We start from the raw sequence: 26,998 nt of genomic DNA, 5'->3' as shown, positions 1-26,998 counted from the left end.
GATCTCGGGCACAGGAGAACAGACGATGAAAAGTATATTCTTTTTACAGGATTCCTCTATATTCAAAAAAATAATGGCTGCCTTTTTGGCGGCCTTACTGCCGCTTATGGCGATAACCTGGATGATGAATGAGCAAGGGGCCGATCATATCCGCAGTGAAATATCCGATTCGATTTTGAATACGACAAGGTTTTATTTAGACTCCCTGGATCAGGAAGCAGACCGGATCAGCCGATATCTGCCTAACTACGTTATGGACAGGGATTTGATGGAAGTGGCGGCGACAGGCGAGCAGATGAACTCCTACGAGCGGTCGTATAAAATACTGGATATTCAGCACCGCCTGGATTTAATGAAAAATTCCAGTCCGTTCATTCGCGAGGCGAAGGCGTACATTCCGCATATCGAGCGCACGGTGCTGAGCAACAGCTTTGAAACCAATCTGGATGCAGAAGAATATGAAGCGATGCAGCCAGACAAGAAGCTTTATACGGAGCCCTTTATTTATTGGCAGGACCGGCTGTTTATTACGATGCAGTACCCTGCAGGCAAAAAGGACCCGCTCTATGTGGTGGGCGTAGAGCTCTCAACCGGCAAAATTAAAGAGACCTTAACGCAAATCGGCAACAGCAGGGGTGGTCAGACCGTATTGTTTAATCTGGAGCGCGGCTGGGAAATCAATAGCGGTTCCGACCTTGAATTTCATGATCTGATGAAGGAGCTGGCTTTTGAAAAGCAGGCGGCGAAAATGGATGAAGGCTATGATACGATCCATTATAAAAACAAGCGATATCTAACCGTATTCAAGTATTCCAGCCTATGGAATTCATACATGGTAACGAGCATACCGGAAGAGATGATTCTCGGTTCATTGCAGGTATATAGGGCATTGTTTTGGTGGGCTTGCGCGCTTGCTGTTTGTATTTTTTTATTTTTTACCTATTTTATCATCCGATTAATATACCGTCCGTTGTTAAAGCTGGTGCGTTCCTTCCGCCGCATGCAGCAAAACGAGCTGGAGCCGATCTTGATCGACCGCAGGCAGGATGAGTTCGGCTATTTATACCAGGCTTTTAACGATACCGTGAAATCTTTGAAAACACTGATTGAGGAAAATTATGAGCAGCAAATTCGCAATCAGCGTTCGGAGCTGAAGCGATTGCAATCGCAAATCAATCCTCATTTTTTATATAATTGCTTTTTCGTGCTTTGCCGCTTGATTAAATCCGATACCCAGAAGGAAAAAGCCTACCAGTTCTGTTTGTACATAGGGCAATATTTTCAGTTCATTACTCGCCATCATGATGACGACATTCTGCTGGAGATGGAGCTTGAGCATTCCCGCACTTATGTAGAGATGCAGTCGATCTGTTACGGGGAACGAATCGAAGTGCTGTTTGAAGTCGAAGCCCAGCCGATTGAAGTTCCCCGATTGATTTTGCAGCCTATTATTGAAAATGCTTATAAGTACGCCCTTGGCAATATGCGCGGCACGGGCGAGCTATGGGTGCACAGCAAGCTGCGAAATGATGCTTTTTACATTTACGTAGAAGATAACGGCGAGTTCATTACGGATGAGGAAATCGAAGCGCTTGGCAAGAAGCTGCGTTATTCAACGAACCAGATGGAGGAGACAACCGGCCTGCTTAATGTTCATCGCAGAATTCAGCTTCGTTATGGAGAAGAGTATGGGATTACCGTATCACGCTCTGAGCTTGGCGGGCTTCAAGCTATTATTAAACTGAGCATGAGCTAAGGAGGAATCGCCATGTACAGGCTTTTAATCGTGGATGATTTGCCGATTATTGTAGATGGTCTTCTGGAGTTGTTCGAGAAGACGGAGCGTTTGGAGCTTGAAGTCATGAAGGCCTATTCCGGCGAAGAAGCGCTTGAGGTGCTGTCCCATCACCGGATGGATATTGTGATTTCGGACATTAAGATGTCCGGCATAGAGGGCATTGAGCTGCTTCAGGAAATAAAATCGCAGTGGCCGGCGTGCAAAGTTATTTTATTGACAGGGTTCAATGATTTTCACTATGCGAAGAACGCCCTTACATTTGGTGCCTTTGATTATTTGCTGAAAGTGGAAAGCGACGAGAAGATCATTCATACCGTTGAACGGGCGATAGAGGAAATCGAAGAGGAACAGGGTCAGGCTCAAATGATCTTGCGGGCCCAGTCCAAAATGAGAATAGCGATGCCTTCCTTGCAGAAGGAATATATCTGGGGCTTATTTCAAGGCAAGACGATGACGGGGCAGCAGCTTCGGGACGCTTTTGCGGAAATGGACATTCCGCTCGACGCATCGCTCCCTGTCTATTTACTGATTGGCAGGATCGATGCCTGGAAGGAAATGTTCACGGCACCGGACAAGGCTTTGCTCGCTTACGCACTTCAAAATATCGGCGATGAGTATTTATCCGCCCATGTGCGCTGCTTCTCCGTCGTATTTGATATGAACAAAATGGTATGGATCTTTCAGCCTAAAGCCGGTCCGGAGATAACGGCGGATATCCGTACGATGGAATGGACCAGGGCATACCGCTATGTGAGCGGCAATTTGGAGACGATCCAGGCGACCAGCAAAAGGCTGCTGAACCTCTCCGTATCTTTTCTTATTGGCAGCGAGGCTGTCCCCTGGAATCGGCTGTCGGATCGTTTTCATGCGATGAAATACGGTCTTATGCAAGGCCATGGCTTGTTCCATGAGGTCATCATGACAGATCAAGATCTTCAGAAGTCCGAAGAAAAAGAGAAGGCGAAAAGCTATCATGACAGCTTTTTTCACGCTCGCGTGCAGCTGTTGATGAGCTGTCTTGAAAATAATCACCGCGAGCAGTTTAATCATCTGTTTGTTGAATTGACAGACATCTGGAACGATCCGGATACTCCTTATGAGCGCAAGCTTGAGTTGTACCATTTCCTATCTGCGGTATTTCTGGCGCATTTGCACAAAAATAAAGATATGCGAGACTATATGAACACCCAGATGAATATGGATATGCTGTTCCGCCAGGAGGAGACCGCTTCATGGACGGAACTGATTCCATACTATTGGCAAATTGCGGACTGCTTTTTTGAATGGAACGCGCTTCGAGGGACAGAGCTGCCGGCGGAGGTTGTCAATAAGGTGCATCGTTATATAGAGGAGCATATTGCGGATGATATATCCCTAACCGCGATCGGGGATTATGTCAGCTTGAATCCATCCTATCTCTCAAGGCTATACAAACAGATAACGGGAATCGGTCTCTCTAAATACGTAAATGATTACCGTAATGTCATAGCAAAAGATATGCTGCTCAATACATCCATGAAGGTCAATGAAATTGCCGCCAAGCTCGGCTACAATTCAGCGCTTGCCTTTATCCGCTTTTTTAAGAAGCAAAATGATATGACGCCGCAGGATTTTCGAACGGTCCGCACCGAAACTATGCACCAAGGTCAATAAATGTATATGAAATGTAAGCAATGATCTATTTTGATGCGCGGAGTCACCCCTTACAATGAAATTAGGATGCAACTGTACATGCAAGGGGGACTAACATTGAGAACATTAACGGCCGTACTAATAGGCGCAGGCAGTAGAGGTAGATACATCTACGGACCATATGCGGAGAAATTTCCGAATGAGCTGAAGTTTGTTGCCGTAGCCGAGCCGGATGATGAACGCAGACAGCGTTTTGCTGAGATTCATCAAATCGCTGAAGAGCATGTTTATCATTCTTGGGAACAAGCATTCGAGCAGGGGAAAATAGCCGACGTGATGATCATCTGCACGCTTGATCGGATGCATTATATACCGACAATGAAAGCGTTGGAGCTTGGCTACCATGTCATGCTGGAGAAGCCGATGTCACCGGATGTGCGGGAATGCATAGACCTGGAGCAAGCATCCCTTAAGCATAAGCGTTTGCTGGTGGTCACGCATGTGCTTCGCTATTCCCCGTTCTGGTCGGGCATCAAAAAATGCATCGAGGATGGGGAGCTGGGTGCCATCGGCACCATTCAGCTGACAGAGAACGTAGGCTATCACCATATGGTTCATAGCTACGTACGCGGCAATTGGCGCAATTCCGAGGAAACAAGTCCGATGATTCTGGCCAAATCCTGCCACGACCTGGACCTCATCTCCTGGCTGATGGATGAACCGTGCACAGCGGTCAGCTCCTTTGGCTCATTGCTTCATTTTAAAGCCGAGAACGCGCCGGAGGGTGCTACGGACCGCTGCATCGATGGTTGCGAAGCCGAGAGGGAATGTGCTTTTTCAGCGATTAAAATGTACTTGGAGCAACCTGCCGATCATTGGGCGCGCTATATGACGCACGATTTATCACAGGAAGGCATTATCCGGGCGCTTAAGGAAGGACCGTTCGGCCGCTGCGTCTATCGCTGCGATAATAATGTTGTCGACCATCAGGTCGTCAATATGGAATTTGCCAGCGGCGCTAATGCTAATTTCATTATGTCGGGATTAACCCAAAGCGGTACTCGCCGTGTGCAGATTATGGGTACGCAGGGAGAGATCATGGGCGACATGGATAAGGGTTCTTTTACGCTGTACCGTTATGCGACGGGCGAAGAGATTGAAATTAAATGCAGCGTGCAGGGCGACGGCCACGGCGGAGGCGATGAGCGCATGGTGAGCTCCTTCCTTAAAAATGTACATAAGTTCGACCGCAACCCGTCTCAAGGCCTTACATCGGCTACCGCTTCCTTGCAAAGCCATTTGATTGCTTTCGCTTCCGAACGATCCCGTTTGCAGCAGGGCAGAAGCATCAAGCTGACCGAGATGTATCAGAAGGAAGAAGCGGGTGTTTAATTGTACACAACTGTGGAACTTGAATTAATTCGACCGCAAATTCGCCGTATGAGTTGAATGAAGCCGCGAGGGTGGACGGCGCCATAGCCGCTGCAGATGATGATCTGCCGGCTAATGGTTCACCTTCGGACTGATCTTCTAAGACATTTCGCGAGCAAAGAAGGGAATGAGGAATGAGAATTTTTTATTTTTGAAAGCGATTCCAATCAGGGCGTTTGCCGAATTTCGTGAAAGGGGGGATCCATTTAGGTATTCATCACTAAGCGGGTAAAGAATTCAGGCATTTCTACACTTGAGATTAAAAAGGAGCTGACCTAATGACGTTGAACAAGAAATGGGGATCCGTCCTGCTGACAGTAGTATTGCTGATTTCCTCGATTTCTGCGGTGCAGGCAAAATCGCCTGTTCCGGCAGTGGAGGAGACGCAATTCCGCAATCTTGCGGACGGCCTCCCATATGAATGGTCCGAGGAGCCAGAAGCGTCGCATCCTGACAACGGTTACAAACTTACGGATGGAAAATACGGCACGTTGGATATGAATGACCCGGCATGGGTAGGGCATCTGCGTGGAAAAACGCGGGAAGTCGTCTTTGATCTCGGTGAGGAAAAGTCAATCGGAAAGATTACCGCTCACTTCTTCCAAGATTATCCTACCAACTCGATCCTTGTACCTTTGACCGTATCGATGTATGTCTCCGATGATAAAGAACATTGGGGCCTGCTGTCACATAACGCCACTCAGCTGCTCTGGGGGGAAGGACCGCCAAGGCAGGAGAACTTTGAATGGGACGGCAGCCGGGATGGAATCAAAGGCGGGAATACGGACGGCAAGCTGGCTTATGCGCGTTATGTTAAAGTAACCTTTACGATGCATCCTTCGCAATGGGAATACATTGACGAAATCGAAATTATAGGTACGGATGGCAAGGCTCAGGGGGCGGTAAAGGTTCCTGCCGAACAGCCTCGTTTTTTGGAGCCGGGAGAAGCTACAGCCGGTATCCGGAACCTGAATCTGCTGTATAACGGGCAATATGCAGATGGGTTGGGCGATTGGAACAAGGAACGGATCATCCCGAACATCAGTTATGTAAATCAAGATGGCGAGCCTGTCGACTGGCTTTTTGACGGTATATTATATCTCGGACTGGCTTCGCCTGCCGGCCGTGACTTCGGTGTCGGACAAACGATCCTGGAGGACTGGAACTGGTATTTGGATAAAACCTTCGCACCCGCGGGGGATATGCAGCAGTTGAATGAGGCAACAGTGGAAGTCGGAGCCAAGCTGGACCAGCCTGATCATAAAATGAAGGTTGTGCTCATGATTCCGAACCCGGGGGAATACGTAAACGACTTTGGCGACGTTGACGGTGACGGGGTATCCGAAAGCTTTAACGACTCGGTTGTCGGCAAAGAGAAAGCGCTCGAAAACCGGATAAAAGCGATGCAGTGGTGGCTGGATCAGGTTCGCCAAAGATGGCAGGAAGCGAACTATTCCCATCTGGAGCTTGTCGGCATGTACTGGCTGGAAGAACAAATCAGCACAAGCGATACAGGCCCCGATTTACTTAAAGCTGTAAGCGGCAAAGTTCATGACATGAACTTGAAATTTTTCTGGATCCCTCACTCATTGGCTTATAAAAGCTTTATGTGGAAAGAAGTAGGGTTTGATGCCGTGGCGCTTCAGCCTAACTATTTCTTCGGCGGAACGGATTCCGACCGTTTGGAAGATGCCTCGAACCTGGCCAAGCAATATGGGATGTCGAATGAGCTGGAGTTCGATGATCGGATGCTGACGGACGACGTATTCCGTAACCGCTATGTCGAATACTTGAACAGCGGCGTTGAAACCGGCTTGATGCAAAATGGTTTTAGAGCTTATTACCAAGGCAATAATGCCGTTTACAACTTAGGGGTAAGCAAAGACCCAAGCTTGCGTTTGATGTATGACTGGCTTTACCAGTTCTTGAACGGAACGTACACGATTGACAGCAGCCCGACACCGGAGACAATGGAGGAGCTTGTACGCAGTTATGTCGCGTCGAACGAAATCAATTCGGCTTTTGGCAATGAGTTGTTGTATCGTATGCAGATCATCAAGCTGCTTCTGGAGCAAAACAAGCCGAAGGATGCCGTAACGTATATGCAGGATTTCCTCGTACACATTCACGATCCGGCCGTGCAAGCACAAGGGTTGATTTCGGCACCGGCAGCAACGGTGCTTGATACCTATGCCCAAGTTCTCATGGAAACTTTGTCTGACGACTGGGGCCTCAGCAATCTGGCTCAAGGTCTAAGCTATGCCATTTCGCGACCGCCTAACAGCAACTATCCCGATTCCGGGAATGAACTGACGAACGGCCTATTCGGCGGAACGGATTTCAGCAACGAGCAGTGGCAGGGTCATGCGGGAAGCGCCTACCCTGAAGAACGAAGCCGCACCATCACATTGGATTTGGGCCGCAACAAATCGATCGGATCAATCAGAGCCCATTTTCTTCAGGATCAAGGACCTGGCATCTATTTCCCTCAGAACGTCGCTTTTTCCGTTTCAACGAACGGCCAAACCTGGAGCTCGCTGGCAACCGTTTCTCCGCCATCGGCTCATGATGCTGCCTCTGCCGAATTCGTGAGATGGAGCGGCTCAGCAGACGGCGTGCCGGGGAAAGCGGGAGCCGATAAAGTGTTCGCCCGCTACGTCAAGATCGAATTCCCGGTCAACGTCTGGGTCTTCCTTGATGAAATCGAAGTTCTTGGCATGGACGGCAAGGCGAATGGAGCCGTCGTTTTGCCGCCGACGCCGTAAATACCGGGCATCCGGTAACGGCAGAGAATTCCATGACATATTCTGTCGCGCCATGGTGCACGGTATCTTATGATTCCTAATAAAAAGCCATGAGCGCAGCATTATTTTTCACGCTGTGACCCATGGCTTTTGCTATTGAATCGGTCCTGGCGCCCCCATGGGAAGTGAAGGACTCGAGGAATCCGAGTTGGACGAGATGATCGACTACCATAAGAAATATGCTCGGGCGTATGAGAACTAAGTAAAGTATCGTGGAAGGTTGGAGGATTTATGGAAAGGTTAGCCAGAGTCTACTGGTTGGCCTTTTTTTGTACTCGTCTTGATGGCACAATGGAAAAAAATGTACTGCAACTTTTATCGGTTATAAGCGTCATTACCATAAGACACCAGTAGAAGAGGGGATAGAAAGGAAATGAATAAGGTTTTATCAGGGCTCGTATTCGTTTTGGTAATGATGATCAGCTTACCGGGCCAGGCATCTATGGAGCAGGCTTCCCTGGAAGTAAGTTTTCAGGACGAACAGTTGGAGCAAGCAATAAAGCAGATTTTAAAAAAGGATGAAAATGCGGCTGTTACACAGAAAGATATGGAATCATTAACATTACTTGATCTTTCAAGACGAGGAATTAAAAGCATTCAAGGCTTGCAATATGCTTCCAATGTGAAATATCTTGACTTGTCCAATAATGAAATTGACGATATTACGCCTCTCAAGCCATTGATTAAGATTCGCGAACTTGATATTGCGGACAATCAGATCGTTTCAATTCAGGATTTGTCCGCCATGACGGATTTGGAAATGTTGATCGTAAACCGGAACCAAATTTCGTCGATTGATGTGATCAAGCAGCTTGGGCGTCTGCATACATTCGAAGCGAACGATAATCAAATCTCGAATATAACGGCATTATCAATGGCCAGAGAATTAACATGGTTACAACTGAACGGGAACCAGATCGCGAATATTCAGCCCTTGAGCAGATTAACCAAGCTAAAGAATTTGGAAATAGCGAGCAATCAATTCTCGGACCTGAGTCCACTTAAGCCGCTATCCAAAAGTTTAATGAGCCTTAACATCGGAAGCAATCGAATTTCGGATCTCCGTGCGCTTGAAGGGATGACGCTAATGAGGGTTCTTTCCGCGGACAACAATCAGATCAAGAAACTAGACCCACTGAAAAAAATGTCTAACCTGTCTTCCTTGAGTCTAAACTCTAATTTGGTTTACAACCTTGAGCCTTTGAAATCCCTAAAGGAACTTCAATATTTATATCTAAAGGATAACCGTGTATGGAGTTTGGACCCCATTCGAAATCATTCGTTCGATACTCATTATGACACGGGAGCGCTAAGATACGCGTTGCAATTAAGCGGTAACTATTTGGATTTAAGAAGTACGACCAAAACGTATCAACTTCTCAATAAGCTCGGTGGAGATGGATCCCGCCAACTGAAAGCCCAGCGATTAGTGATAGGGAGTAGAACTGCTTACATAGGAGAGAGTTCCTTTGGGTTAAGCGAAGCGCCGTTTATTGCATCGAGCCGCACTTATGTCCCGATTCGATTTGTATCCGAGCGATTGGGTTCGAAGGTAGGGTGGAACCAAAGCAAACAAGAGGTAACGATCAGCAAAGACAACACGACGATCCGTTGGAAAGTGAATGAAAAGAAAGCAAACGTGAATGGAAAAACCGTTTCATTTGATGCGCCGTTACTGTTGAAGAAGAATAGTTCGTTTATCCCCGTACGCTTCGTGTCCGAGCTGTTAGGATCTCCCGTTGAATACGTGTCGAATCCCAAAACGGTAATCATATTTGAGCAAAAATAGCTTCATTACGTACTGCCTGATCCCTCCGGCGTAAATTGCTGGAGGGGTTTGTTTTAAAATAACAAGGATTGAGTTAGGGTCAAGGATATAATCGAACCGTGGGAGGAGTCATCTATGAAAAAAACAATACTCGCACTAACATTTTCTTTAGTGTGTACCTTACTAATCGGTAATCCAGCGATAAGCTTCGCCGATAATTTTTCGAATACGGTTGACAATGGGAAAATCGAAAATGGACGAATGCTGATTCCATTACGTGCTGTTTCAGAGAAATTCAATTCAGAAGTAACTTGGAACCAGGCAAAAAAAAGCATTACGATTATTCGTGGCAAACGAGAGCTATTGCTGCGTGTGAACTCTCGCACAGCTTTATTAAATAACGCTGCTTTCAGCCTTGATGTGCCAGCAAAAATCGATCATGGAACGACTTATGTGCCCGCACGTGTTTTTGCTGAAGCTTTTGGCGGAACGGCGCTGTGGTCCAAACAAGAACGAAAAACAACCATTACGATCGGTCTGCAACAGGTCTTTATCCATACAGAGCCGCAGAAGCCTTGGAGAATGAGTCAAGAGAGAATAAACGTACTGAATGAAAAGATAAATGAAGCCACCGATCTATCAAGCTATTCCCAAATCCGAACACATTTCAGACCTTATTTCACGGACTCATTTATAAACAAGATTATTCACAGTAATGGCATTAAAAATAACGCTATACTAACAAAAAAGGCCGATATTACTTACAGTAGTACCACAGCGGCGAGAATGCACCAATCGGCTTACTTTGAAAGCGGTCCTATCAATCTTGAGCTTGTTGATCGTTTTGTATTCTATAAATTGGTTGATAACCAATGGAAGGTAGACGATGTGAACGTGGGCAGACAAATTATAGAGCCATAATACAGGACAAGAACAGGAATATGGCAGAAGAATTAAGATGTCGTTGCATGATATTATTACAGTAGGTTTTAAAAACAGCCGATCCACGTGGATCGGCTGTTTGTGTTCGAGCTAACGAGCAGCTTAATAATGTTATACCTCATGCAACAGTAAGGGATGCATTGTATCCTATTCCATATGGAGGATGCTGGTTAGTTACATTCTACCGATGGACTAATACTGCATACACTGATCAATGCGAAAGATTTTTGTGAGCTGAATATCTTAGGGTTTGCAGCCAAAAATATGTCAGCATGCCCAGCAGCGTAATCATTCCACCTACAAATTGAAATGCGGAGATCGTTTCTCCCAACAACAGATAAGCCAGCATAATGGCCAAAACGGGTTCGCCGATAATGCCTACGGAAACCGTTGTTGCACCAATGGACTTGAGCAGCACGTTGAAAACATATTGGCCAAAGATCGTGGGAATGATCGCAAGCAGAAGGAAGTATGTCCAATCCGAAGCGTTGTAATGGGTCAAAGAATTGTGATTCCACAAACTGTAGACGAGCAGGACACTCCCCCCAGTAAAGAAGACGACAACACTGTATAGATTCGCATTGATTTTTTGGCTCACTTTCTGTCCGACCAGCATATAAGCCGACACCAGTATGGTTCCTATCAGTGACAAACCGTCCCCGATCAATGCCTCTCTTGAAACTCCAACATCTCCCCAAGCGATAATAAGCGAGCCAAACAAGGCGGCAACCAAGCAGAGAACGGTCAACACACTCGCTCGTTCCCTAAACATATAGTACGAACCGATCATCACAAACAAAGGCTGTAGCGCCAGGATTACCATGGAACTCGCCACGGAGGTATATACCAACGACTCCATCCAAAACAGGAAATGCAATCCCAGAAGCAGGCCGGCCAAAAAAACGGTTCTCCAATCCTTCGAGTCCAGTTTTGAGGAGCGGAGCGTTTTCCAGGGGACAAACGGAAGCATGATGAGTGCCGATAGATAAAGTCTGTACATACCGGCTACAGCGGTTGGCGTGTCCGATGATTTAATCATGATCGAAGATACGGACACCGACAGAATGGCGATAAAAAGCAGGATATACGGATGAAGCTGTAACTGTAATTTATATCTTTTCAATGATTACCCTCCAAGAGGGCCTATCCGATCGTCTGTGCACAGGCTAGTGATAAGCCAAATTCATGATATAATAATATCATCGTATAATATTGGATTGTGTAATTATATCCTTCAATAATATAGATATATCGTCATAGAAAGGAGCTAGTTGGAATCGCTAAGCCGCTGCATGAAACTATTTTGTATCCCGACGATTCGTTTCCTTATATCATGTACACGCATACGCTTCATAAAAGCATTCCCGAAGGCAGAGGATTCAACGATCTGCATTGGCACGAAGATCTGCAGATCACGTTGGTGACGAAAGGAAAACTGAGTATTCAAGTAAATGGGATGGATCATGAGCTGGAAACCGGCCAGGCGATTCTGATCAACAAGGGAGTTCTTCATGTGGCGACGCAGCTAACGCATGACGGTCAATATGTGAGTTTCAATTTTCCTGAGAAACTGCTCGCCTTCCACGCGGACAGTGCCATGGAAAAAAATTATGTGCTCCCTTTTACCAATTCTTCTTTCGTTTCGCTCGTGATCACAGGAGATGCGGAGTGGGAGAAGCAGGTATTGGACCTGCTTTGGGAAATGAGAAAGAAGTTTAATATAAAAAAAAGCTGGGGATGGGAATATGAGATTTCGATTCAAACCGTTCAGCTATGGTACATCTTGATCTCCAATATGTCGGTCTCTCCCGTGGAAGCACCAAAACACGTGAAGCGGCAACAGGAGAGACTGCAATTCATGCTTAGCTTCATACATCAAAACTACTCGTTTCCTGTAACGCTGCAAGAAATTGCCGATGTTGCGCATCTGAGCATCTCGGAGTGCACCCGATGTTTTAAAAAAACGGTTCATATGACCCCCTACGAGTACCTGATCAAGTACCGGATAAAGAAAAGCAGCGAATTATTAATATCAACGGACGACACCATAACCGAGATCGCCCGCAGGGTAGGCTTCAATCATGTCAATCATTTTATTCAGTCTTTTAAAAAGTACCACGAAAGAACACCCAAAGATTTTCGAAAGCATAGAGCTGAAATGAAACAGTCCAAAGTTTAACGTATATCCATTCAGTTTCATACTTTAACTGAGAGGACGATAGAGAAATCGGTAGTCTATCGTGAGGTCACGTATATGTCGGTTCTGAAGAAACGCAAGTGGATTTTATGGTTGTCAGCTTTAATCATGATCGTTGCAGTTCCAATAACAATTTTCATGCAAATTATCATTCATTCAAATGTACCAGAACTTGCGGATGGAAGCATTGAGCAGCGGTATGCGCAGAAAGGAAGCTATCATGTAAAGGTAGAAGAAGTTAAGAGAATGAGCGGGGAGGCTTTATTTAGACTATACTACCCGGCATTTCAAGAAGACGAATCCTATCCTATTATTTCATGGGGGAATGGAACAGATGCCACGCCAGATCGTTATGATGAGCTCTTAACTCATCTAGCTAGCTGGGGATTCATAGTAATAGATTCGTACAGCAAGACAACAGGAACAGGCAAAGAAATTGTGGAGGCTATTGATTATTTGAAAAATGAAAACGAACAAGCAAACAGCTTGTTTTATCAAAAAATACAAATGGAACATATTGGTGTAGCTGGACATTCACAAGGGGCTACAGGGGTCATTAATGCACATACCAACTATAAAAGTGGATCGTTGATTAAGACGGTTGTTTCCATCGCTCTCCCGGATTTGAAGCATTGTGATCCGGAAGATGTGTACGATACAGCACGTATTACCGTTCCTTTTCTCATTATGGGAGGTACACGAGATTTCATAATATCACCGGTATCAACGAATCAATTAGCCTTACATAATACTCATGCAAGCACGCCAGTTATGATGGGGATGGCGAAAGGTGCTGCTCATACAGCGATTGAAGGTAATGGTGGCAATCATCGGGGGTACTTGACGGCTTGGATGAGATATCGGCTGTTTGATGATCAGGAAGCCATGAAGGCATTTCATGGGGATTCTTCCGAGATGATGCATAATGCAAATTGGGTGGACGTTGAACAAGCTAATATGGATGATCATACATTCGTGAATCCATAACAATCATGTTCGGTTATATCCCTCGTGGGATTATGTTCGTGTAATTTATAGGACTTTCTCTCTGGCGGAGTGCTCTTTTGATTGTATAGACGAAAAGAATCATTTTTCCGGGAAGTTTGATGAAATGGGTATACGACCTCTGTTGAATATAATACGATCAGTCTTATTACGTAACAAGTTCGAATTTACGACAACGGAGGGAAACGCTTTGAAGTACATTAGGACGATTATGATGATAGTAGGCGGCATCTGCTTGTTGGGCATTGGCTGTACCGTTCAGAAACAAGAATCGGAGATCACCCTAAGCGAACTCAAACAATCCGATAACAATATTCGCGTACCACATAATGACCGACTGCATATGTCTACTGATCAGAGGTGGGTTGAGGAAGAAGGGCATCAGTCTGATCTGATTCGGCTTCAATGGACGGCGGAAAGGGCTAAACCTGCAATCGTGTGGCTCGACGAGAAGGGAATGAACAAAACGGCGATCATATCGCATGACAAGGCTAACAATCCTGATCAGCACGACCATAAGCATATCTCATTCGAGACGACGATGTCGCCAACGGGGGAATATCCGAACCAACTGTTTACCCGGTTTGAAATTCCTTACGATACTGACGTTAGCGAGATTCGTACGCATTCTTCCAACTTCAATGTAATGAACGGCATATTGCGAGTCGCAGGGGAAAAAGGGACTAACCGGGATATCCAGTTCAGTGTAGCCGGCAAGGAAAATGAGACGATAACGAGATGGGCCCTTCGGGCAGATAGTTCCGAAGAACCGGGGGACAATTCCGGAGCCGACATGCAGTTCGTTCGTTATGACGATGACGGCAACGTCGTTGATTCCCCGCTAACCATAAAGCGCAGCAGCGGTAATGTCGGTTTAGGTACGAATGACCCCGATACCAAGTTAGATGTAAACGGGGATATGCTTCGAATCCGGGACAAATTTACGCCTGCTTCATCCACAGTTGCCTGTAGTCAGGGTCAGATAGCATGGGACGACGATTATGTATATGTTTGCGTTACCGAAAACAAGTGGAAAAGAACAGAGCTCTCGTCCTGGTAACATTGGATAGGTGATAGGCGAAAAGGGGCAAGTGCGGGAAAGGGGTCTTGTCCTTTAACGGTATATGTTCAAGGATTGCCGCGGCACAAGAACATGGGCTAAAAAACCATAGTGGGAGTTTCGGCATAGCAAGCATCATCGATCCGGGTAGTTCAACAATCAAAGGAGAACTCCGCAAAATGTGTTATCCATGTTTAATTTTGTCATTTATCGCATCCCATTCACTCTTTCTTTTTTTTGAAGAAATCGAACTTGATCACATAATCAAAGAGAAAGGTGATTGCAACAGCTCCAAGTGGAATCATTGCGTATGCCCAAGGCGGATTATTTGGAGCTTCACCAGGGGGTGCATCAATTAAAATCTCAAAAAGAACAACACAGTAAATTACGGCCAATACAATACCTGTTACGTTCCTACCTTTTTTACGCATGGCTATTTTTCACCTTCCTTAACTTTAACAACCACTGAATATAAATCATCTTATTCTAGAAACGTTGAGAAGCGGGCCTTCCGGAACTTGAAGGTCTGGATAAGCTAAAGTGAACTGTCGAAGAAGGAGAGTCGGAAAGTCATTTTCAGCATCATTTTCCTGATGAGAAATCAGATGAAGCAGTGGTGGATTAGTCCGATGTTGGGTAGCAACGGGCTTTACCATTATAAGACAAAATGGTTTTTACGTTCAGAAGAGGGGACCGGAGAATCCGTTCAAACGTGCGATGACGCCGATTTGACCGACATGGTACGACTCATGCTCGAAAACATGATGGAAAATCCATCGCAGTGTCGGCGCCGAAGGCGGTTCCCAACCGTCTGAAAAACGAGGGAGCTGTATGGCTGGTTCATATTCATCGTAAACCATGGAATTGAGCTTGAACTCCGTTTGGTTCCGAATGTCGATATAGGCCTGTAAAATTTGCTGCGAGTGCTCCAAAGACTGCGGAAGTTGACATTTTCCCTTAGAACTAATCACGTTAATCCACTCGTCTTCGCTGCGCGCGATGTGCTCAACGATCCAGGCGATAGAGTTGGGATGATCGGGATGCGTTGCATACCACTGTTCTTCCGTCAATTGGTTTAAATAAGGGATCAGGATCTTCCTTACATCATTTCGATAAGGAAAAAAAGCAACTAGTTTCATAATTCCTCCGGTAGCAAGATAGAATAAGTATAAGTTGAATATCTATCATCATAGAGGTTCATTATAACTTAATATATGGACGGGAACAACGGAATCTCAAGTGAATGGGAGGAAATCGGTAGAAACTAGCTTAAAATCCCTTTGAAAGTTTGGAAGTGTTAAATTTGGAAAAGAGCCATTTGTCACAAAATTCATTTAATGCCGTTCAGTCAATTGTTTCTGCAATTAATCTCCATATGAATGATAAATATCCTTTAGTAGTTTCATTGGACGGAGGAAGTGGGGCAGGCAAATCTACACTTGCTGCTGGGGTAACCTCGCAGTTAGGTGCAGCAGTGATTCACTGCGATGACTTTTTTGATGCAACTGTCCCTGACAACGATTGGGATACATACTCATTGGAGCAAAAATGCCGTCGTTGTATTGACTGGCAACGTATGCTTAATGAAGCATTATTGCCTCTGTTAGAAGGTAGGAAAGCCCAATACTATCCTTATTACTTTTTATCTGGCAACAGCTTGGGATCGAACTTGGTGACGATTGAGCCTTCAAAGGTAATTATCCTTGATGGTATTTATAGCTCCCTCCTTGAACTACCCGATGTTAACCATCTTACAGTACTTGTGGATGTACCACCCGAAATTCGCCGTCATAGGCATGATATTAGGGAGGGTACCGACGATTTGGATTGGCATCTTCGATGGGACTCGGCTGAGGACTACTATTTTACAGTTCTGCGTCCACCGAAAACATTCGATATAATAGTGGTAAACAATGAATCTAATGTTATTTAGATTTTACTTATCTGAACTAATGGGAAACGATAGTTGAGGAAAACAGATGGAGCAGTTTGCCGGTTGGCAGCTGCTTCATTTTCATTACTCATAGTTCAATTATAATTGTTTTCTCAATCCTGTTTATACGTTGAAACTGTTAAACTGTAATTAAATTGAACGAATTGGGGAATTAGAGATGAGTAAAGGGAAAATCGTGTTTTTGAACGGAGTAACCAGTTCAGGAAAAACATCTATTGTAGACGCTATTCAATTAAAATCGAACGAGTTTTATTATGTTGTTGCAAACGATCTTTTTGAAAATACAATTGGCGATCACTATCTTCGAGAAGATTATTGGAAATATTTAAGTGATGCCATTATTATGATGTATCATACCGCCAAACTATTTTCTGACCATGGTAAAAATGTGCTTATCGATGGCATCTTGGTAGAAAGACCTGAGTTAAAGCCGCATTATGAAAAAGTTAAGGACATATTTGCTGGGTACCCCTTTTATATGGTTGAAGTGTTTTGTCCCTTGGAAATTTGTCGCCAAAGAAATATTGAACGTGGAGATAGAGCTGAAGATCAATCAGACTGGCAAGACAAATTGATGGCAAAAGATATACAGTACGACTGTACTGTCAACACACACGTAAATTCTTCAGAAGAATGTGCAGATTCGATTCTAAAATGTTTGCACGGTAGGTTCGAATATTAATCATGTTACGCTCACGGGAAACGAAAGTAAATAAAGAAAAGGCAGCTGGTCAGAGCGATCAGTTGCCTTTTTAGATTAGTACTCTGAAAGAAACAATACGAACCGAAATGTACTATTCTGTAGTTTATGTAGCCCCCTAAAAAGTCAAATAATAAACGACAGACGCATAAAGTTATGAAATTATTGCTCTCATCTGCAGGCGTTAATAACATAAAACAGTCACGACGCTCTAGTTGACATGCTTGGCAAGCCGTTGCCAACTCGAACGTACTGTGTATCCCCAACTCGATGTACGGACAACCCCTGGGTGGGTCCCGGTGTCAAAGCCTGGCAGCATCAAAACGGCCGGTCAAAGGGGGACAGTCCTTGGATAACCAAGGACTTTTGGCGTTAGGAGGCGACCATCTTCCGATATTCGTTCGCGCTTACGCCGGTATAGGATTTAAATCGCTTATAGAACCAGTCGATTTCCGTATAGCCCACCTCATACGCAATTTCGTAAACCTTGAGATCCGTTTGCTCCAGCAATATTTTCGCTCTTTCCATGCGCTGGATGAGCAAATATTCGTTAAAACTCATATTTTCATGGTTCTTGAACTTTTGACCAAGATAGGAGCGGTTGAAATGGAATTTGCTCGATAAGTCTTTCAGGGTAATATTTTCGTGAAGCATTTTTCCTACATATTCCTTCACTCTGTGGATCACGTCATCCTCAGTGCGGTGATGGTTCGCCTTTATAGCTGCTACGCTCTTCACCAGTTCCTCAGCCGGCAACGTGCTCGGCAAGTAATCACTGACCTGAAGCTGCAGCGCTTTTCGAATAACGGCAAATTTCATGGCATCCTCGATGACGATGATGGGCAATCGGCTTATCCTCCGGATCCGACCGCACAGTTCCAACCCTTCTTTAGGTTTGCCGTTCATGTTGATGACGGCCAGCGAATAGCCATTCTCCTCAATGAGATGCAGCGATGCGTCGCAATCATGTTCGCAGAAGTCCATGTTGATCCCGCATTTGCCCCAATCCTGCAGGCGAAGCATGTCGCTTTCGGAATAGCAACTCAGATTGATATATAGCATCTTAGATATGTTGACTCCCCCCCGTACATTTCCTTAAACGGAATATCATTCAAAATGATTACGCTTACATTATGTTGCCCCGATCCCGTTCTTTACAATGTGCTTTTCTTTGCATAGCTAGCCGTTCTTTACTTCTTTCATAGCTGGGTTATAAAGATCGGTGAACATGCCGCAGAACAAGCTGGCTATCTAGCGTTTCACAGGTTGAACATCCCGATTTCCCCAGGTTGTTGCATGGAAATGTAAGCGCTAAACTTTGGATGAATATGGACCAAACATCAATCGTTGAGGGGGATTAAAGATGCGTGTTCGCAAATTAATGGTTCTGTTATTAGGATTGGCGCTGCTGCTTGCAGCCTGCAGCGGAGGCTCAGGCAGCCCAAGCAGCGGCAACCAAGAAACCGTGGAATCGGAGACGAATAGCGGCACTGAAAACGAGACGTCGAAGGGAACGGACGAGACCGAAAACAGCGGCGAGGAAGAAGTCTACAGAACGCCGGATATGGATTTTGATTTAGGCGGCAAGACCATCAAAATCGTCTCTTGGTGGGATATGACGATTCCGGAGGATACCCCGGACAATATCGAGCGCAAGAAGAACCTTGAAGACCTGATGCAAAAGCATAATTTTAAAGTGGAGTACGTGGCGATCGATTATGGCGAGTACCAAGAGAAAGTTACCGCTTCCCTGATAGCCGGTGAGCCGATCGGCGATATCGTTCGACTTGGCAAAACCTATACGGTGCCTACCTTGGTTAAACAGGATCTGCTTTGGCCGATCGACGAATACACCCAGAACCCCATCGCCTTTAATCAAAAGGTTACGAAGGAATACTACACGTATAAAGGCAGGGGGTATGGGTTTACCGAAAACCAGGCAAATCTGGTTCAAGGCATCTTTTACAATCGTACACTTATGAACCAGCTTGGCTTAAAGCCGCTTCAAGAGTACGTGAACGAAGATAACTGGAACTGGGAAACATTCATCCAAGTGGCTAAGGAAGCCAACAAAGATACGAACAACGATGGCAAGCTGGACACTTGGGGGCTAGCAAACTCCTCTCTCATGGACCATGCCTTGTATTCCAACAATACGGGGCTGACCAAAGAAGATAAGCAAAATCTCGATGATCCTGCAACATTGGATGCACTTCAATTCATTTCTCGTATTGCTACCGAGAAAATAGCAAGACCTACCGAGGGCGGCGACTGGACGGAGCCAGGGCAATTTTTTCGTCAAGGCAATACATTAATGTACGCCGGTGCCCTCTATGAGATGAGCGGCTTGCAGACGGATATGCCGGATTACGACATCGGTTTCGTACCTTTTCCAAAAGGGCCGAACGCAACGGAATACCACTCTGCCGAAGCACTCTTCCAGGCGCTTACCATTCCGAAAGCAGTCGAAAATCCGGAACAGTTGCTGTATATCTGGGAGAAAATCAACGACATTGATTCCGTATACGATTATCCGGACCAAGGCTCGTACGAAACGATATTCTCGAATGAAGATGACTTGAACAACGCCAAGATGGTGGCGCCAAATATGATTATTCTTGACCACAATACATTCCCGAATTTGAAGTACTACGATTTCGTCGGGGAGCTGAATGAAGGGATATCCGTTTCCACCGTTGTTGAGAAGTATAAGTCAACGTTTCAAGCGGCCATCGACGAAGTATATGGTCCTTGACCTTGAATATTAGCCGAAGACCGATCGTCCCTGCGGAGCTCATTGCTGCGGCAGGGGCGATCATTGGATGGATTAACCGTGTGGGAGGGAGAGAAATTGAACACCAGGAACAAGCGTTTCGGCAGCGCCATACTTGTCATCGTCCTATTTTTTTTGTCTCTATGGGCCTTCTACCCTTCGAAATCGACAAACCAAGGCACCGTTCAAGCGACCGCCGACTTTGAAGCGATCACGGAAACGGAAGGGCAGGACGGGTACAGCCAGTATTTAGAAGCCCATGCATCGGCAAATCGTCCGGACCGCATTGTCCGCATCGAAGGCGAGTCTTTTGTATCAACCGCTGGGAAGGGATTCGAGATCGCGGAGAAATTACACCGTTCCGAAGGCAAATCCGTGATCACGCCAGAGACGGGTTCCATCTCCTGGAACGTGAACGTGGAAGAGCCAGGCTTATATCATGTCCGAATTCGCTATTATCCGATTGAAGGGAAGAGTTCGGCGATCGAAAGACAGTTCTCTATCAATGACGAGGTGCCTTTCAAAGGTGCGGATATCGTGCTATTCGACAGGGTATGGGGAAATCGGGACGAAGAAATCAGGCAGGATAACCGGGGAAACGATCTGCGGCCAAGGCAGGTCGAAAAGCCTTCATGGCAGCTTGCGCCGCTCTCCGATCGGTATGGCTATTATGATGAGCCGTATTCCTTTTATTTTGACAGGGGCAAGCAGAAGCTTACGCTAACGTCCTTGCGGGAGCCGATGGCCATTGATTATATCGAGCTCTACCAGGATCATGCCTTGAGAACGTACGAGGAGCTGGCGAATGAATATGAGTCCGAGGGCTTGGAACCGAGCCGGGATCAGTACATTCTGATCCAAGCGGAGGACGCCAAGCGGAAATCGTCGCCGACCTTGTATCCAACATCCGACAGATCCAGCCCGACCGTGGTGCCGTACGACGTTTCCAAAATCAGAGTCAACACCATCGGAGGCGTCAACTGGAAGCTGCCTGGGCAATGGATCGAATGGGAGTTCGAAGTGGAAGAAGACGGTTTATACCAAATCGCCTTAAAGCAAAAGCAGGACCAGCTCCGCGGCGTATTCGCCACCCGCAGCCTTATGATTGACGGGGAGTTTCCCTTTCAGGAAATGAAACGAATCCGCTTTCATTACGACCGCGATTGGCAGATGAATGTGCTGGGAGTGGAAGAGCCTTATCTATTCCATTTCACCAAAGGCACGCACCGGATCCGAATGATGGTGTCTCTTGGCGAGATTGCGCCTCTCTTGCAAACGATTGAATCCAGCGTGCTGGAACTGAATGAAATGTACCGGAAAATATTGATGATCACCTCCAATACGCCGGACCCGTTCCGCGATTATCAATTGGAGAAGCGGATTCCGGATATGGTGGAGGTGTTCGCCGAGCAGGCCGAAATCATTCAGAGCGTGGCCGATTACCTGGAAGAGGCTACGGGCGAGCGAAGCGACAAGGTAGCCGTCCTGCATTCGATGGTGCACCAGCTGAACGAGCTTGCCGATAATCCCGAAACCGTCGCGAAGCGCTTGGATACGTATAAAGTGAACGTAGGCGGTCTGGGAACCTGGATGCTGCAGATTAAAGAGCAGCCCATCTCGCTCGATTACCTTATCATTCACTCGCCGGACCGCAAGCTGCCCAAACCGGACGCGTCGTTTCTCGAGATAACGGGCCATGAGCTAGGCGCTTACGTGGCTTCATACACGGAAGACTATGACACGATCGGCAACGCCGGCGATGAAGAAGACGCCATTACCGTTTGGGTAACGACCGGACGCGATCAGGCCCAAGTACTGAAAGCATTGATCGACGACACGTTTACGCCTGAATCGGGCATTCCGGTGCATCTCCGGCTTGTTCCGGGAAATATCCTTCTGCCAGCTACGCTTGCCGGAGAGGGTCCGGATGTCGCCATGCAAATCGGCGAGGATGTGCCGGTCAACTACGCGATGAGGGGCGCTGCTGCCGATTTGACGAAATTCAATGATTTCGAGCAGGTGGCCACCCGGTTCCGCGATAGCGGGCTGGAGCCTTACAAATATAACGGCGGGGTGTACGCCTTGCCTGAGCAGCAAACCTTCCCGATGTTGTTCTATCGGAAAGATATTTTGGAGGAACTTGGTTTAAAGCCGCCCGCTACCTGGCAAGAAATCTATGACATGATATCCGTGCTTCAGAAGCACAACATGGAATTTTATTTGCCGCTGGAAGCCACCAATGCAAGCCTGGTCCCGAATGCGACGTTCGCGATGCTGCTGTACCAGAACGGCGGGCAGTTCTACCGCGATAACGATACGAAGAGCGCGCTCGATTCCGACATCTCCATGGAAGCCTTCAAGAAGTGGACGCAGTTCTATACCAGCTACAAGTTCCCGCTTCAAGCGGATTTTCCGAACCGTTTCCGGACCGGAGAGATGCCGATCGGGATTGCGGATTACACGACGTACAACATGCTGACGGTTATGGCCCCCGAGATTAAGGGACTGTGGGATTTCACGATCGTGCCGGGCACTGAACGCGGGGACGGCACCGTAAACCACGAGGTTGCCAGCCATACGACCGCCGTCATGCTGCTTCAGAATTCGAAGAGCAAAGAGGCCGCTTGGGAATTTCTGAAGTGGTGGACCGGCAAGGATACGCAAATTGCGTATGGACGAGAGATGGAAGGCTTGATGGGTGAGGCGGCCCGCTATCCGACGGCCAACATCGAAGCGCTGGAGGAGCTGCCATGGCCGGTGAAGGATTACCGAAATTTGAATAACCAATGGAGATGGGTGCGAGGAATTCCGCAAGTGCCAGGAGGATATTTCACGGGCAGGCATTTGGACAATGCGTTTAGAAAAGTAGTGAATGCCAGCGAAAATCCGCGAGAAGCCTTGTCCGATTATATTTTGTACATTAACGATGAAATCGAGATCAAGCGGAAGGAGTTCAATTTGCCATATTAACAGGGGAGGTGCGGTAGACGATGCAAGGAGAACCAGGAATTCAAACCGTGAAGAGCCCCAAATCGAATGTGCAGAGGAACAGCCGTTGGGTTTCCTTCATGAGTGAGTTGAAACGCAGCAAGCACTACTATTTGCTGATGTGTCCGTATATGATTATTTTCTTTCTGTTTACGGTCATTCCGGTGGTCTTTTCCTTTGCCCTAAGCTTCTTTTACTTTAACATGCTGGAATTTCCGAGGTTCGTCGGTTGGCAAAACTATTCGAGACTATTTCTGAATGACGATATCTTTATGATCGCCTTGAAAAACACCTTGATGTTTGCAGTCGTAACCGGTCCTGTCAGTTATATCGCCTGCTTTGTATTCGCATGGATCATCAATGAACTGTCGCCCAAAGTGCGGGCGTTCATGACGCTGGTCTTTTATGCGCCTTCCATATCGGGAAACGTTTATTTCATTTGGCTCATCATCTTTTCCGGTGACAGCTACGGGTATTTAAACGGATTTCTTATGAAAGCCGGTTTTATCTTGGAACCGATTCAATGGCTTCTGAATGAAAACTATATTCTATGGATCGTGATTATCGTACAGCTTTGGCTCAGCCTGGGCACCAGCTTTCTGGCTTTTATCGCCGGTCTGCAAACGATCGACAAGTCGTTGATCGAAGCCGGGGCGATGGACGGCATTAAAAATCGATGGCAGGAGCTCTGGTATATTACGCTGCCGTCCATGAGGCCGCAGCTGATGTTCGGGGCCGTCATGCAGATTACAACCGCATTCGCGGTCGCGGATATCTCCATCGCGCTAGCCGGGTTTCCGAGCGTTAACTATGCGGCGCACACGATCGTAACCCATCTGATGGATTTCGGCACGATCCGCTTTGAACTCGGCTACGCATCAGCCATTGCGACGTTCCTGTTCCTGCTGATGGTAGGGACCAACAAGTTAACGCAAAAAATGTTGAGAAAGATAGGTGAGTAACGTTGGCTGCGAAAATGATTCGATATTTCCGGCTGCCGAGAACGCTGAACCGTTCTTTGCCCGTTAGCATTTTGCTGTTTGCGCTGCTCGCCTTGTTCGGAGCCTTCATGGCATTGCCCTTGATTTACGCGGTGAACAACGCATTCAAGCCGCTGGACGAATTGTTCATTTTCCCTCCGCGGTTTTTCGTAAACAATCCGACGATGGATAATTTCCTGGACTTGATGGTGTTAATGGGGAATTCCTGGGTACCCTTATCGCGCTATTTCGCAAACACGCTATTGATCACCATCATTGGAACGGCCGGACATATCCTGCTGGCGTCCGCGGCAGCCTATCCGCTGGCCAAATACCGGTTTCCTGGCTCGAAAGCGCTGTTCTCCATCGTGGTGCTCGCCCTGATGTTTTCGCCCCATGTAACGGCGATCCCGAACTATATGGTCATGTCTTGGCTGGGGTGGATCAATACGCATGCCTCCATCATCGTGCCTTCCTTGGCTTTTCCGCTCGGGCTGTTCCTGATGAAGCAGTTTATGGAGCAAATTCCCGACGCGCTGCTCGAGGCGGCCAAAATTGACGGGGCCAGCGAGTATCGGATTTACTGGTCCATTGTGATGCCGAACGTGAAGCCTGCCTGGCTGACGCTTATGATTTTGCAATTTCCCGCGCTTTGGGGCAGCGATGGCGGCAGCTTTATATACAGCGAGCATCTGAAGACGTTACACTTCGCGCTGGGACAGATCACGGAAGGCGGAATCGCAAGAGCCGGCGTCGGCGCGGCCGTTGCTTTGCTCCTGATGATCGTTCCCATCACGCTCTTTATCATCTCCCAGAGCAGCGTCATGCAGACGATGGCCACTTCAGGGATGAAGGATTAGAAAGGAGGCATGACCAGATTGATCAACAGCTTGCGCAAACTGAAAACGCCTCTCCTCATCTTGATCTGCTGCTTATTGGGGGTTGGCGCAGGAACGGGGAACGTAAGCGCCGAGAGCGCCGCGGACTCCTACAATTATTCCTATTGGGGCGATGCCGTCGCAGCGCCGGCCGCTTATGTGGCGACCGAATGGATCAGCGGCTCGGACCTGGGGACGGGAGCTTTCCAAGAGCCCAGCGATCTCCACGTCGCCGCCGACAATCGCGTATACGTACTGGATTCAGGCAACAATCGGATCGTTGTGCTGGACCATGATCTAAAGCTGGTAACCACCGTGGATTCCTTCACGAGAGAGGGCAAGCCGGATACATTCCTTCAACCGCAAGGGATTTTCGTGACGGATGACGGCGATGTGCTTGTAGCGGACACGGGTAACAAGCGGGTGGTTCACTTAGATGCGGATTTTCAGCTGGTCAAGATCATCGATTCGCCGGAGTCGGAACTATTGCAGGATTCGTTTAAATTCGAACCCGTGCGGGTCGTAATGGACCATGCACAGCGAATTTATGTCATGGCTGGCGGCGTGTTTGACGGGTTCATGGAATTCAACGCCGAAGGGGCGTTTACTACTTTCATTGGCGCGAATCGCGTTTATATCGATCCGATCGAATATTTCTGGAAGCAGATCTCGACTAAAGCGCAGCGCAGCCAGATGGTCATGTTTACGCCTACGGAGTTTACGAATCTGGATATGGACTCGGAAGGATTTATCTATGCCACTAACGGAGACCAGTGGGGGAACAACATTAAGAAGCTTAACGCGCAAGGCAGTGACATTTTACGAAGAACAGGGTATTCCGACCCGCAGGGCGACATTCTTTACATCAGCAGCGAAGGTCCTTCTAAGCTGATCGATATCGATGTTACAAACAGCGAGATATACTCCGTTCTCGATGGCAAGCGAGGGCGGGTGTTCACTTACAACGGGGACGGTCATCTGATGTACGTATTCGGCGGGCTGGGGAACCAATTGGGCCAGTTTCATACGCCGGCCGCCATCGATCGAATCGGCGAGGATTTTCTTGTGCTGGATAAAGCGCTGGGCGAAATCACCGTCTTCCGAACGACCGAGTACGGGCGAACGCTGAATGAAGCAGTCAAAAGCTATTACCGTGGCGAGGAAGAAACCGCTTTTGCGTTGTTTAATCGAACGATCGCCATGAATGCCAATCTGGATTTTGCCTATGCGGGGATCGGTAAAGCCTTGCTTCGTCAAGGCGATTATAAGGACGCCATGAAGCATTTTAAACGCAGTTTGGATCAGAAAAACTATTCCAAAGCATTCCTGCTATATCGAAAAGAAGTCATGAGAGAGCATTTTCCGTTGATCATGACCGTGCTGTTCTTAGCCGGAATCAGTATTTTTGCCGCGGCAAGGCTTCGGAAAGTGAAGGAACGAAGAAAGGGGGCTTCCGCATGAGCAGGGATTGGATTCGATTCCCCCTAAATCTCATGGTTCATCCCTTTGAAGGCTATTGGGACCTGAAATACGATCGCAACCGAAAATTCACGTTGATCATTTCATTTTGCGTATTGTTTCTGGTGGCCGTTACGAACATTTTGGGGAGCCAGTACAGCGGTTTTCTAGTCCATGTGTACAATCCGGAGACCATGAACAGCTTCATGGAAATCGTGTATGTGATCGTGCCGGTATTGTTCTGGTGCGTGGCCAACTGGTCGCTTACGACCTTGATGGACGGAGAAGGCAAATTCGTCGAAATTTTCACGTCGACCTGCTTTGCGCTTATGCCGCTCGTGATCATTCAATTTCCATGGATTTGGCTCAGCAATCTCGTTTCGCTGCAAGAGACCGCCTTCTATTATTTTTCCAACTCCGTTGCGGTTCTTTGGTTCGTATATCTGCTGTTTATCGGCAATATGACCGTACATCAGTTTTCCCCGTCCAAAACGATCGGAATTATGATGCTGACCCTGGTCGCCATGGGGTTCATGGCTTTTATCAGTTTGCTGTTTTTCAGCTTGGTCCAACAGATCGTGGCCTTTATATCCGTCATCTATCAAGAATTCGTCATGAGAACTTAAGGAG

Annotated in this window: 21 protein-coding genes; 17 read left to right on the top strand and 4 right to left on the bottom strand. The window is 47.0% G+C overall.

All coding sequences use genetic code 11. The features are described 5' to 3' along the window. The first annotated feature begins 25 nt into the window (after positions 1–25). The 6 genes from MHH82_RS16915 to MHH82_RS16890 all read left to right on the top strand — a co-directional run bounded on the left by MHH82_RS16915 (position 26) and on the right by MHH82_RS16890 (position 10,354). On the top strand, positions 26–1,756 hold the full coding sequence (locus tag MHH82_RS16915; RefSeq protein WP_145036662.1) for a sensor histidine kinase: 1,731 nt from the start codon (positions 26–28) through the stop codon (positions 1,754–1,756). A 12-nt stretch (positions 1,757–1,768) separates the two neighbouring features. Next, on the top strand, positions 1,769–3,451 hold the full coding sequence (locus tag MHH82_RS16910; RefSeq protein WP_340966922.1) for a response regulator: 1,683 nt from the start codon (positions 1,769–1,771) through the stop codon (positions 3,449–3,451). Between the two features lie 96 nt (positions 3,452–3,547). Next, positions 3,548–4,822, top strand: coding sequence for a Gfo/Idh/MocA family protein (locus MHH82_RS16905; RefSeq protein WP_340966921.1), 1,275 nt, complete (start codon positions 3,548–3,550; stop codon positions 4,820–4,822). 317 nt (positions 4,823–5,139) lie between these two features. Next, positions 5,140–7,626, top strand: a complete 2,487-nt coding sequence (locus tag MHH82_RS16900; protein ID WP_251496277.1) for a DUF4855 domain-containing protein — start codon at positions 5,140–5,142, stop codon at positions 7,624–7,626. 412 nt (positions 7,627–8,038) lie between these two features. Then, the gene (locus tag MHH82_RS16895) at positions 8,039–9,454 is read left to right on the top strand and encodes a leucine-rich repeat domain-containing protein (RefSeq protein WP_340966920.1); all 1,416 of its coding nucleotides are present in this window, start codon (positions 8,039–8,041) and stop codon (positions 9,452–9,454) included. 114 nt (positions 9,455–9,568) lie between these two features. Continuing rightward, the gene (locus MHH82_RS16890) at positions 9,569–10,354 is read left to right on the top strand and encodes a copper amine oxidase N-terminal domain-containing protein (RefSeq protein WP_015735546.1); all 786 of its coding nucleotides are present in this window, start codon (positions 9,569–9,571) and stop codon (positions 10,352–10,354) included. A 232-nt stretch (positions 10,355–10,586) separates the two neighbouring features. Here the strand turns inward: MHH82_RS16890 and MHH82_RS16885 are convergent, their stop codons facing one another. Then, on the bottom strand, positions 10,587–11,498 hold the full coding sequence (locus MHH82_RS16885) for a DMT family transporter (RefSeq protein WP_340966919.1): 912 nt from the start codon (positions 11,496–11,498) through the stop codon (positions 10,587–10,589). A gap of 153 nt (positions 11,499–11,651) precedes the next feature. Here MHH82_RS16885 and MHH82_RS16880 point away from each other — a divergent pair, with 153 nt between their 5' ends. The 3 genes from MHH82_RS16880 (at position 11,652) to MHH82_RS16870 (ending at position 14,637) form a co-directional block, all read left to right on the top strand. Beyond that, positions 11,652–12,554: an AraC family transcriptional regulator gene (locus tag MHH82_RS16880; protein ID WP_251498794.1), complete on the top strand. Its 903-nt coding sequence runs from the start codon at positions 11,652–11,654 to the stop codon at positions 12,552–12,554. A gap of 75 nt (positions 12,555–12,629) precedes the next feature. Further along, a complete protein-coding gene (locus MHH82_RS16875) occupies positions 12,630–13,559 on the top strand; it encodes a poly(ethylene terephthalate) hydrolase family protein (protein ID WP_340966918.1) in 930 nt (309 codons plus the stop codon). 208 nt (positions 13,560–13,767) lie between these two features. Next, the gene (locus MHH82_RS16870; protein WP_015735542.1) at positions 13,768–14,637 is read left to right on the top strand and encodes a hypothetical protein; all 870 of its coding nucleotides are present in this window, start codon (positions 13,768–13,770) and stop codon (positions 14,635–14,637) included. Between the two features lie 221 nt (positions 14,638–14,858). Here the strand turns inward: MHH82_RS16870 and MHH82_RS16865 are convergent, their stop codons facing one another. Both MHH82_RS16865 and MHH82_RS16860 read right to left on the bottom strand, forming a co-directional pair. After that, the gene (locus tag MHH82_RS16865) at positions 14,859–15,068 is read right to left on the bottom strand and encodes a hypothetical protein (RefSeq protein WP_036660591.1); all 210 of its coding nucleotides are present in this window, start codon (positions 15,066–15,068) and stop codon (positions 14,859–14,861) included. A 249-nt stretch (positions 15,069–15,317) separates the two neighbouring features. Next, entirely contained in the window at positions 15,318–15,776 is a 459-nt protein-coding gene (locus MHH82_RS16860) for a DinB family protein (protein ID WP_251496260.1), read from the bottom strand. Between the two features lie 164 nt (positions 15,777–15,940). On the opposite strand from MHH82_RS16860, the gene MHH82_RS16855 reads away from it, so the two are divergent. Further along, positions 15,941–16,570 carry a uridine kinase family protein gene (locus tag MHH82_RS16855; RefSeq protein WP_340966916.1) on the top strand — a complete coding sequence of 210 codons (630 nt, stop codon included), beginning with the start codon at positions 15,941–15,943 and terminating at the stop codon, positions 16,568–16,570. A gap of 178 nt (positions 16,571–16,748) precedes the next feature. Further along, positions 16,749–17,273, top strand: coding sequence for a phosphotransferase-like protein (locus MHH82_RS16850; protein ID WP_036660588.1), 525 nt, complete (start codon positions 16,749–16,751; stop codon positions 17,271–17,273). A 390-nt stretch (positions 17,274–17,663) separates the two neighbouring features. Here MHH82_RS16850 and MHH82_RS16845 read toward each other — a convergent pair whose 3' ends face one another. After that, positions 17,664–18,353, bottom strand: a complete 690-nt coding sequence (locus MHH82_RS16845) for a response regulator transcription factor (protein ID WP_340966914.1) — start codon at positions 18,351–18,353, stop codon at positions 17,664–17,666. A 301-nt stretch (positions 18,354–18,654) separates the two neighbouring features. Here MHH82_RS16845 and MHH82_RS16840 point away from each other — a divergent pair, with 301 nt between their 5' ends. The 6 genes from MHH82_RS16840 (at position 18,655) to MHH82_RS16815 (ending at position 26,994) form a co-directional block, all read left to right on the top strand. Then, positions 18,655–20,046 carry an ABC transporter substrate-binding protein gene (locus MHH82_RS16840; RefSeq protein ID WP_015735537.1) on the top strand — a complete coding sequence of 464 codons (1,392 nt, stop codon included), beginning with the start codon at positions 18,655–18,657 and terminating at the stop codon, positions 20,044–20,046. A gap of 96 nt (positions 20,047–20,142) precedes the next feature. Then, complete coding sequence (locus tag MHH82_RS16835; RefSeq protein WP_340966911.1) at positions 20,143–23,034, top strand: extracellular solute-binding protein; 2,892 nt, start codon at positions 20,143–20,145, stop codon at positions 23,032–23,034. Positions 23,035–23,054: 20 nt separating this feature from the next. Next, entirely contained in the window at positions 23,055–24,014 is a 960-nt protein-coding gene (locus MHH82_RS16830) for a carbohydrate ABC transporter permease (RefSeq protein WP_015735535.1), read from the top strand. Between the two features lie 14 nt (positions 24,015–24,028). Then, entirely contained in the window at positions 24,029–24,892 is an 864-nt protein-coding gene (locus tag MHH82_RS16825; RefSeq protein WP_175495229.1) for a carbohydrate ABC transporter permease, read from the top strand. 18 nt (positions 24,893–24,910) lie between these two features. After that, positions 24,911–26,371, top strand: coding sequence for a hypothetical protein (locus MHH82_RS16820; RefSeq protein WP_036660585.1), 1,461 nt, complete (start codon positions 24,911–24,913; stop codon positions 26,369–26,371). Then, positions 26,368–26,994: a Yip1 family protein gene (locus MHH82_RS16815; RefSeq protein ID WP_036660584.1), complete on the top strand. Its 627-nt coding sequence runs from the start codon at positions 26,368–26,370 to the stop codon at positions 26,992–26,994. The genes MHH82_RS16820 and MHH82_RS16815 overlap by 4 nt, the downstream gene beginning before the upstream one ends. Positions 26,995–26,998: the final 4 nt, after the last annotated feature.

Source organism: Bacillus sp. FSL K6-6540 (assembly GCF_038007545.1).
The sequence above is the reverse complement of the archived record's forward strand: the minus strand, read 5'-3'. Positions and strand labels throughout refer to the sequence as shown.

Coding starts and splice junctions, on each gene's coding strand:
- MHH82_RS16890 (WP_015735546.1), top strand. CDS start 9,569: ATGAAAAAAACAATACTCGCACTAACATTTTCTTTAGTGTGTACCTTA.
- MHH82_RS16900 (WP_251496277.1), top strand. CDS start 5,140: ATGACGTTGAACAAGAAATGGGGATCCGTCCTGCTGACAGTAGTATTG.
- MHH82_RS16845 (WP_340966914.1), bottom strand. CDS start 18,353: ATGCTATATATCAATCTGAGTTGCTATTCCGAAAGCGACATGCTTCGC.
- MHH82_RS16825 (WP_175495229.1), top strand. CDS start 24,029: ATGATTCGATATTTCCGGCTGCCGAGAACGCTGAACCGTTCTTTGCCC.
- MHH82_RS16860 (WP_251496260.1), bottom strand. CDS start 15,776: ATGAAACTAGTTGCTTTTTTTCCTTATCGAAATGATGTAAGGAAGATC.
- MHH82_RS16875 (WP_340966918.1), top strand. CDS start 12,630: ATGTCGGTTCTGAAGAAACGCAAGTGGATTTTATGGTTGTCAGCTTTA.
- MHH82_RS16910 (WP_340966922.1), top strand. CDS start 1,769: ATGTACAGGCTTTTAATCGTGGATGATTTGCCGATTATTGTAGATGGT.
- MHH82_RS16850 (WP_036660588.1), top strand. CDS start 16,749: ATGAGTAAAGGGAAAATCGTGTTTTTGAACGGAGTAACCAGTTCAGGA.
- MHH82_RS16865 (WP_036660591.1), bottom strand. CDS start 15,068: ATGCGTAAAAAAGGTAGGAACGTAACAGGTATTGTATTGGCCGTAATT.
- MHH82_RS16895 (WP_340966920.1), top strand. CDS start 8,039: ATGAATAAGGTTTTATCAGGGCTCGTATTCGTTTTGGTAATGATGATC.
- MHH82_RS16830 (WP_015735535.1), top strand. CDS start 23,055: ATGCAAGGAGAACCAGGAATTCAAACCGTGAAGAGCCCCAAATCGAAT.
- MHH82_RS16840 (WP_015735537.1), top strand. CDS start 18,655: ATGCGTGTTCGCAAATTAATGGTTCTGTTATTAGGATTGGCGCTGCTG.
- MHH82_RS16815 (WP_036660584.1), top strand. CDS start 26,368: ATGAGCAGGGATTGGATTCGATTCCCCCTAAATCTCATGGTTCATCCC.
- MHH82_RS16915 (WP_145036662.1), top strand. CDS start 26: ATGAAAAGTATATTCTTTTTACAGGATTCCTCTATATTCAAAAAAATA.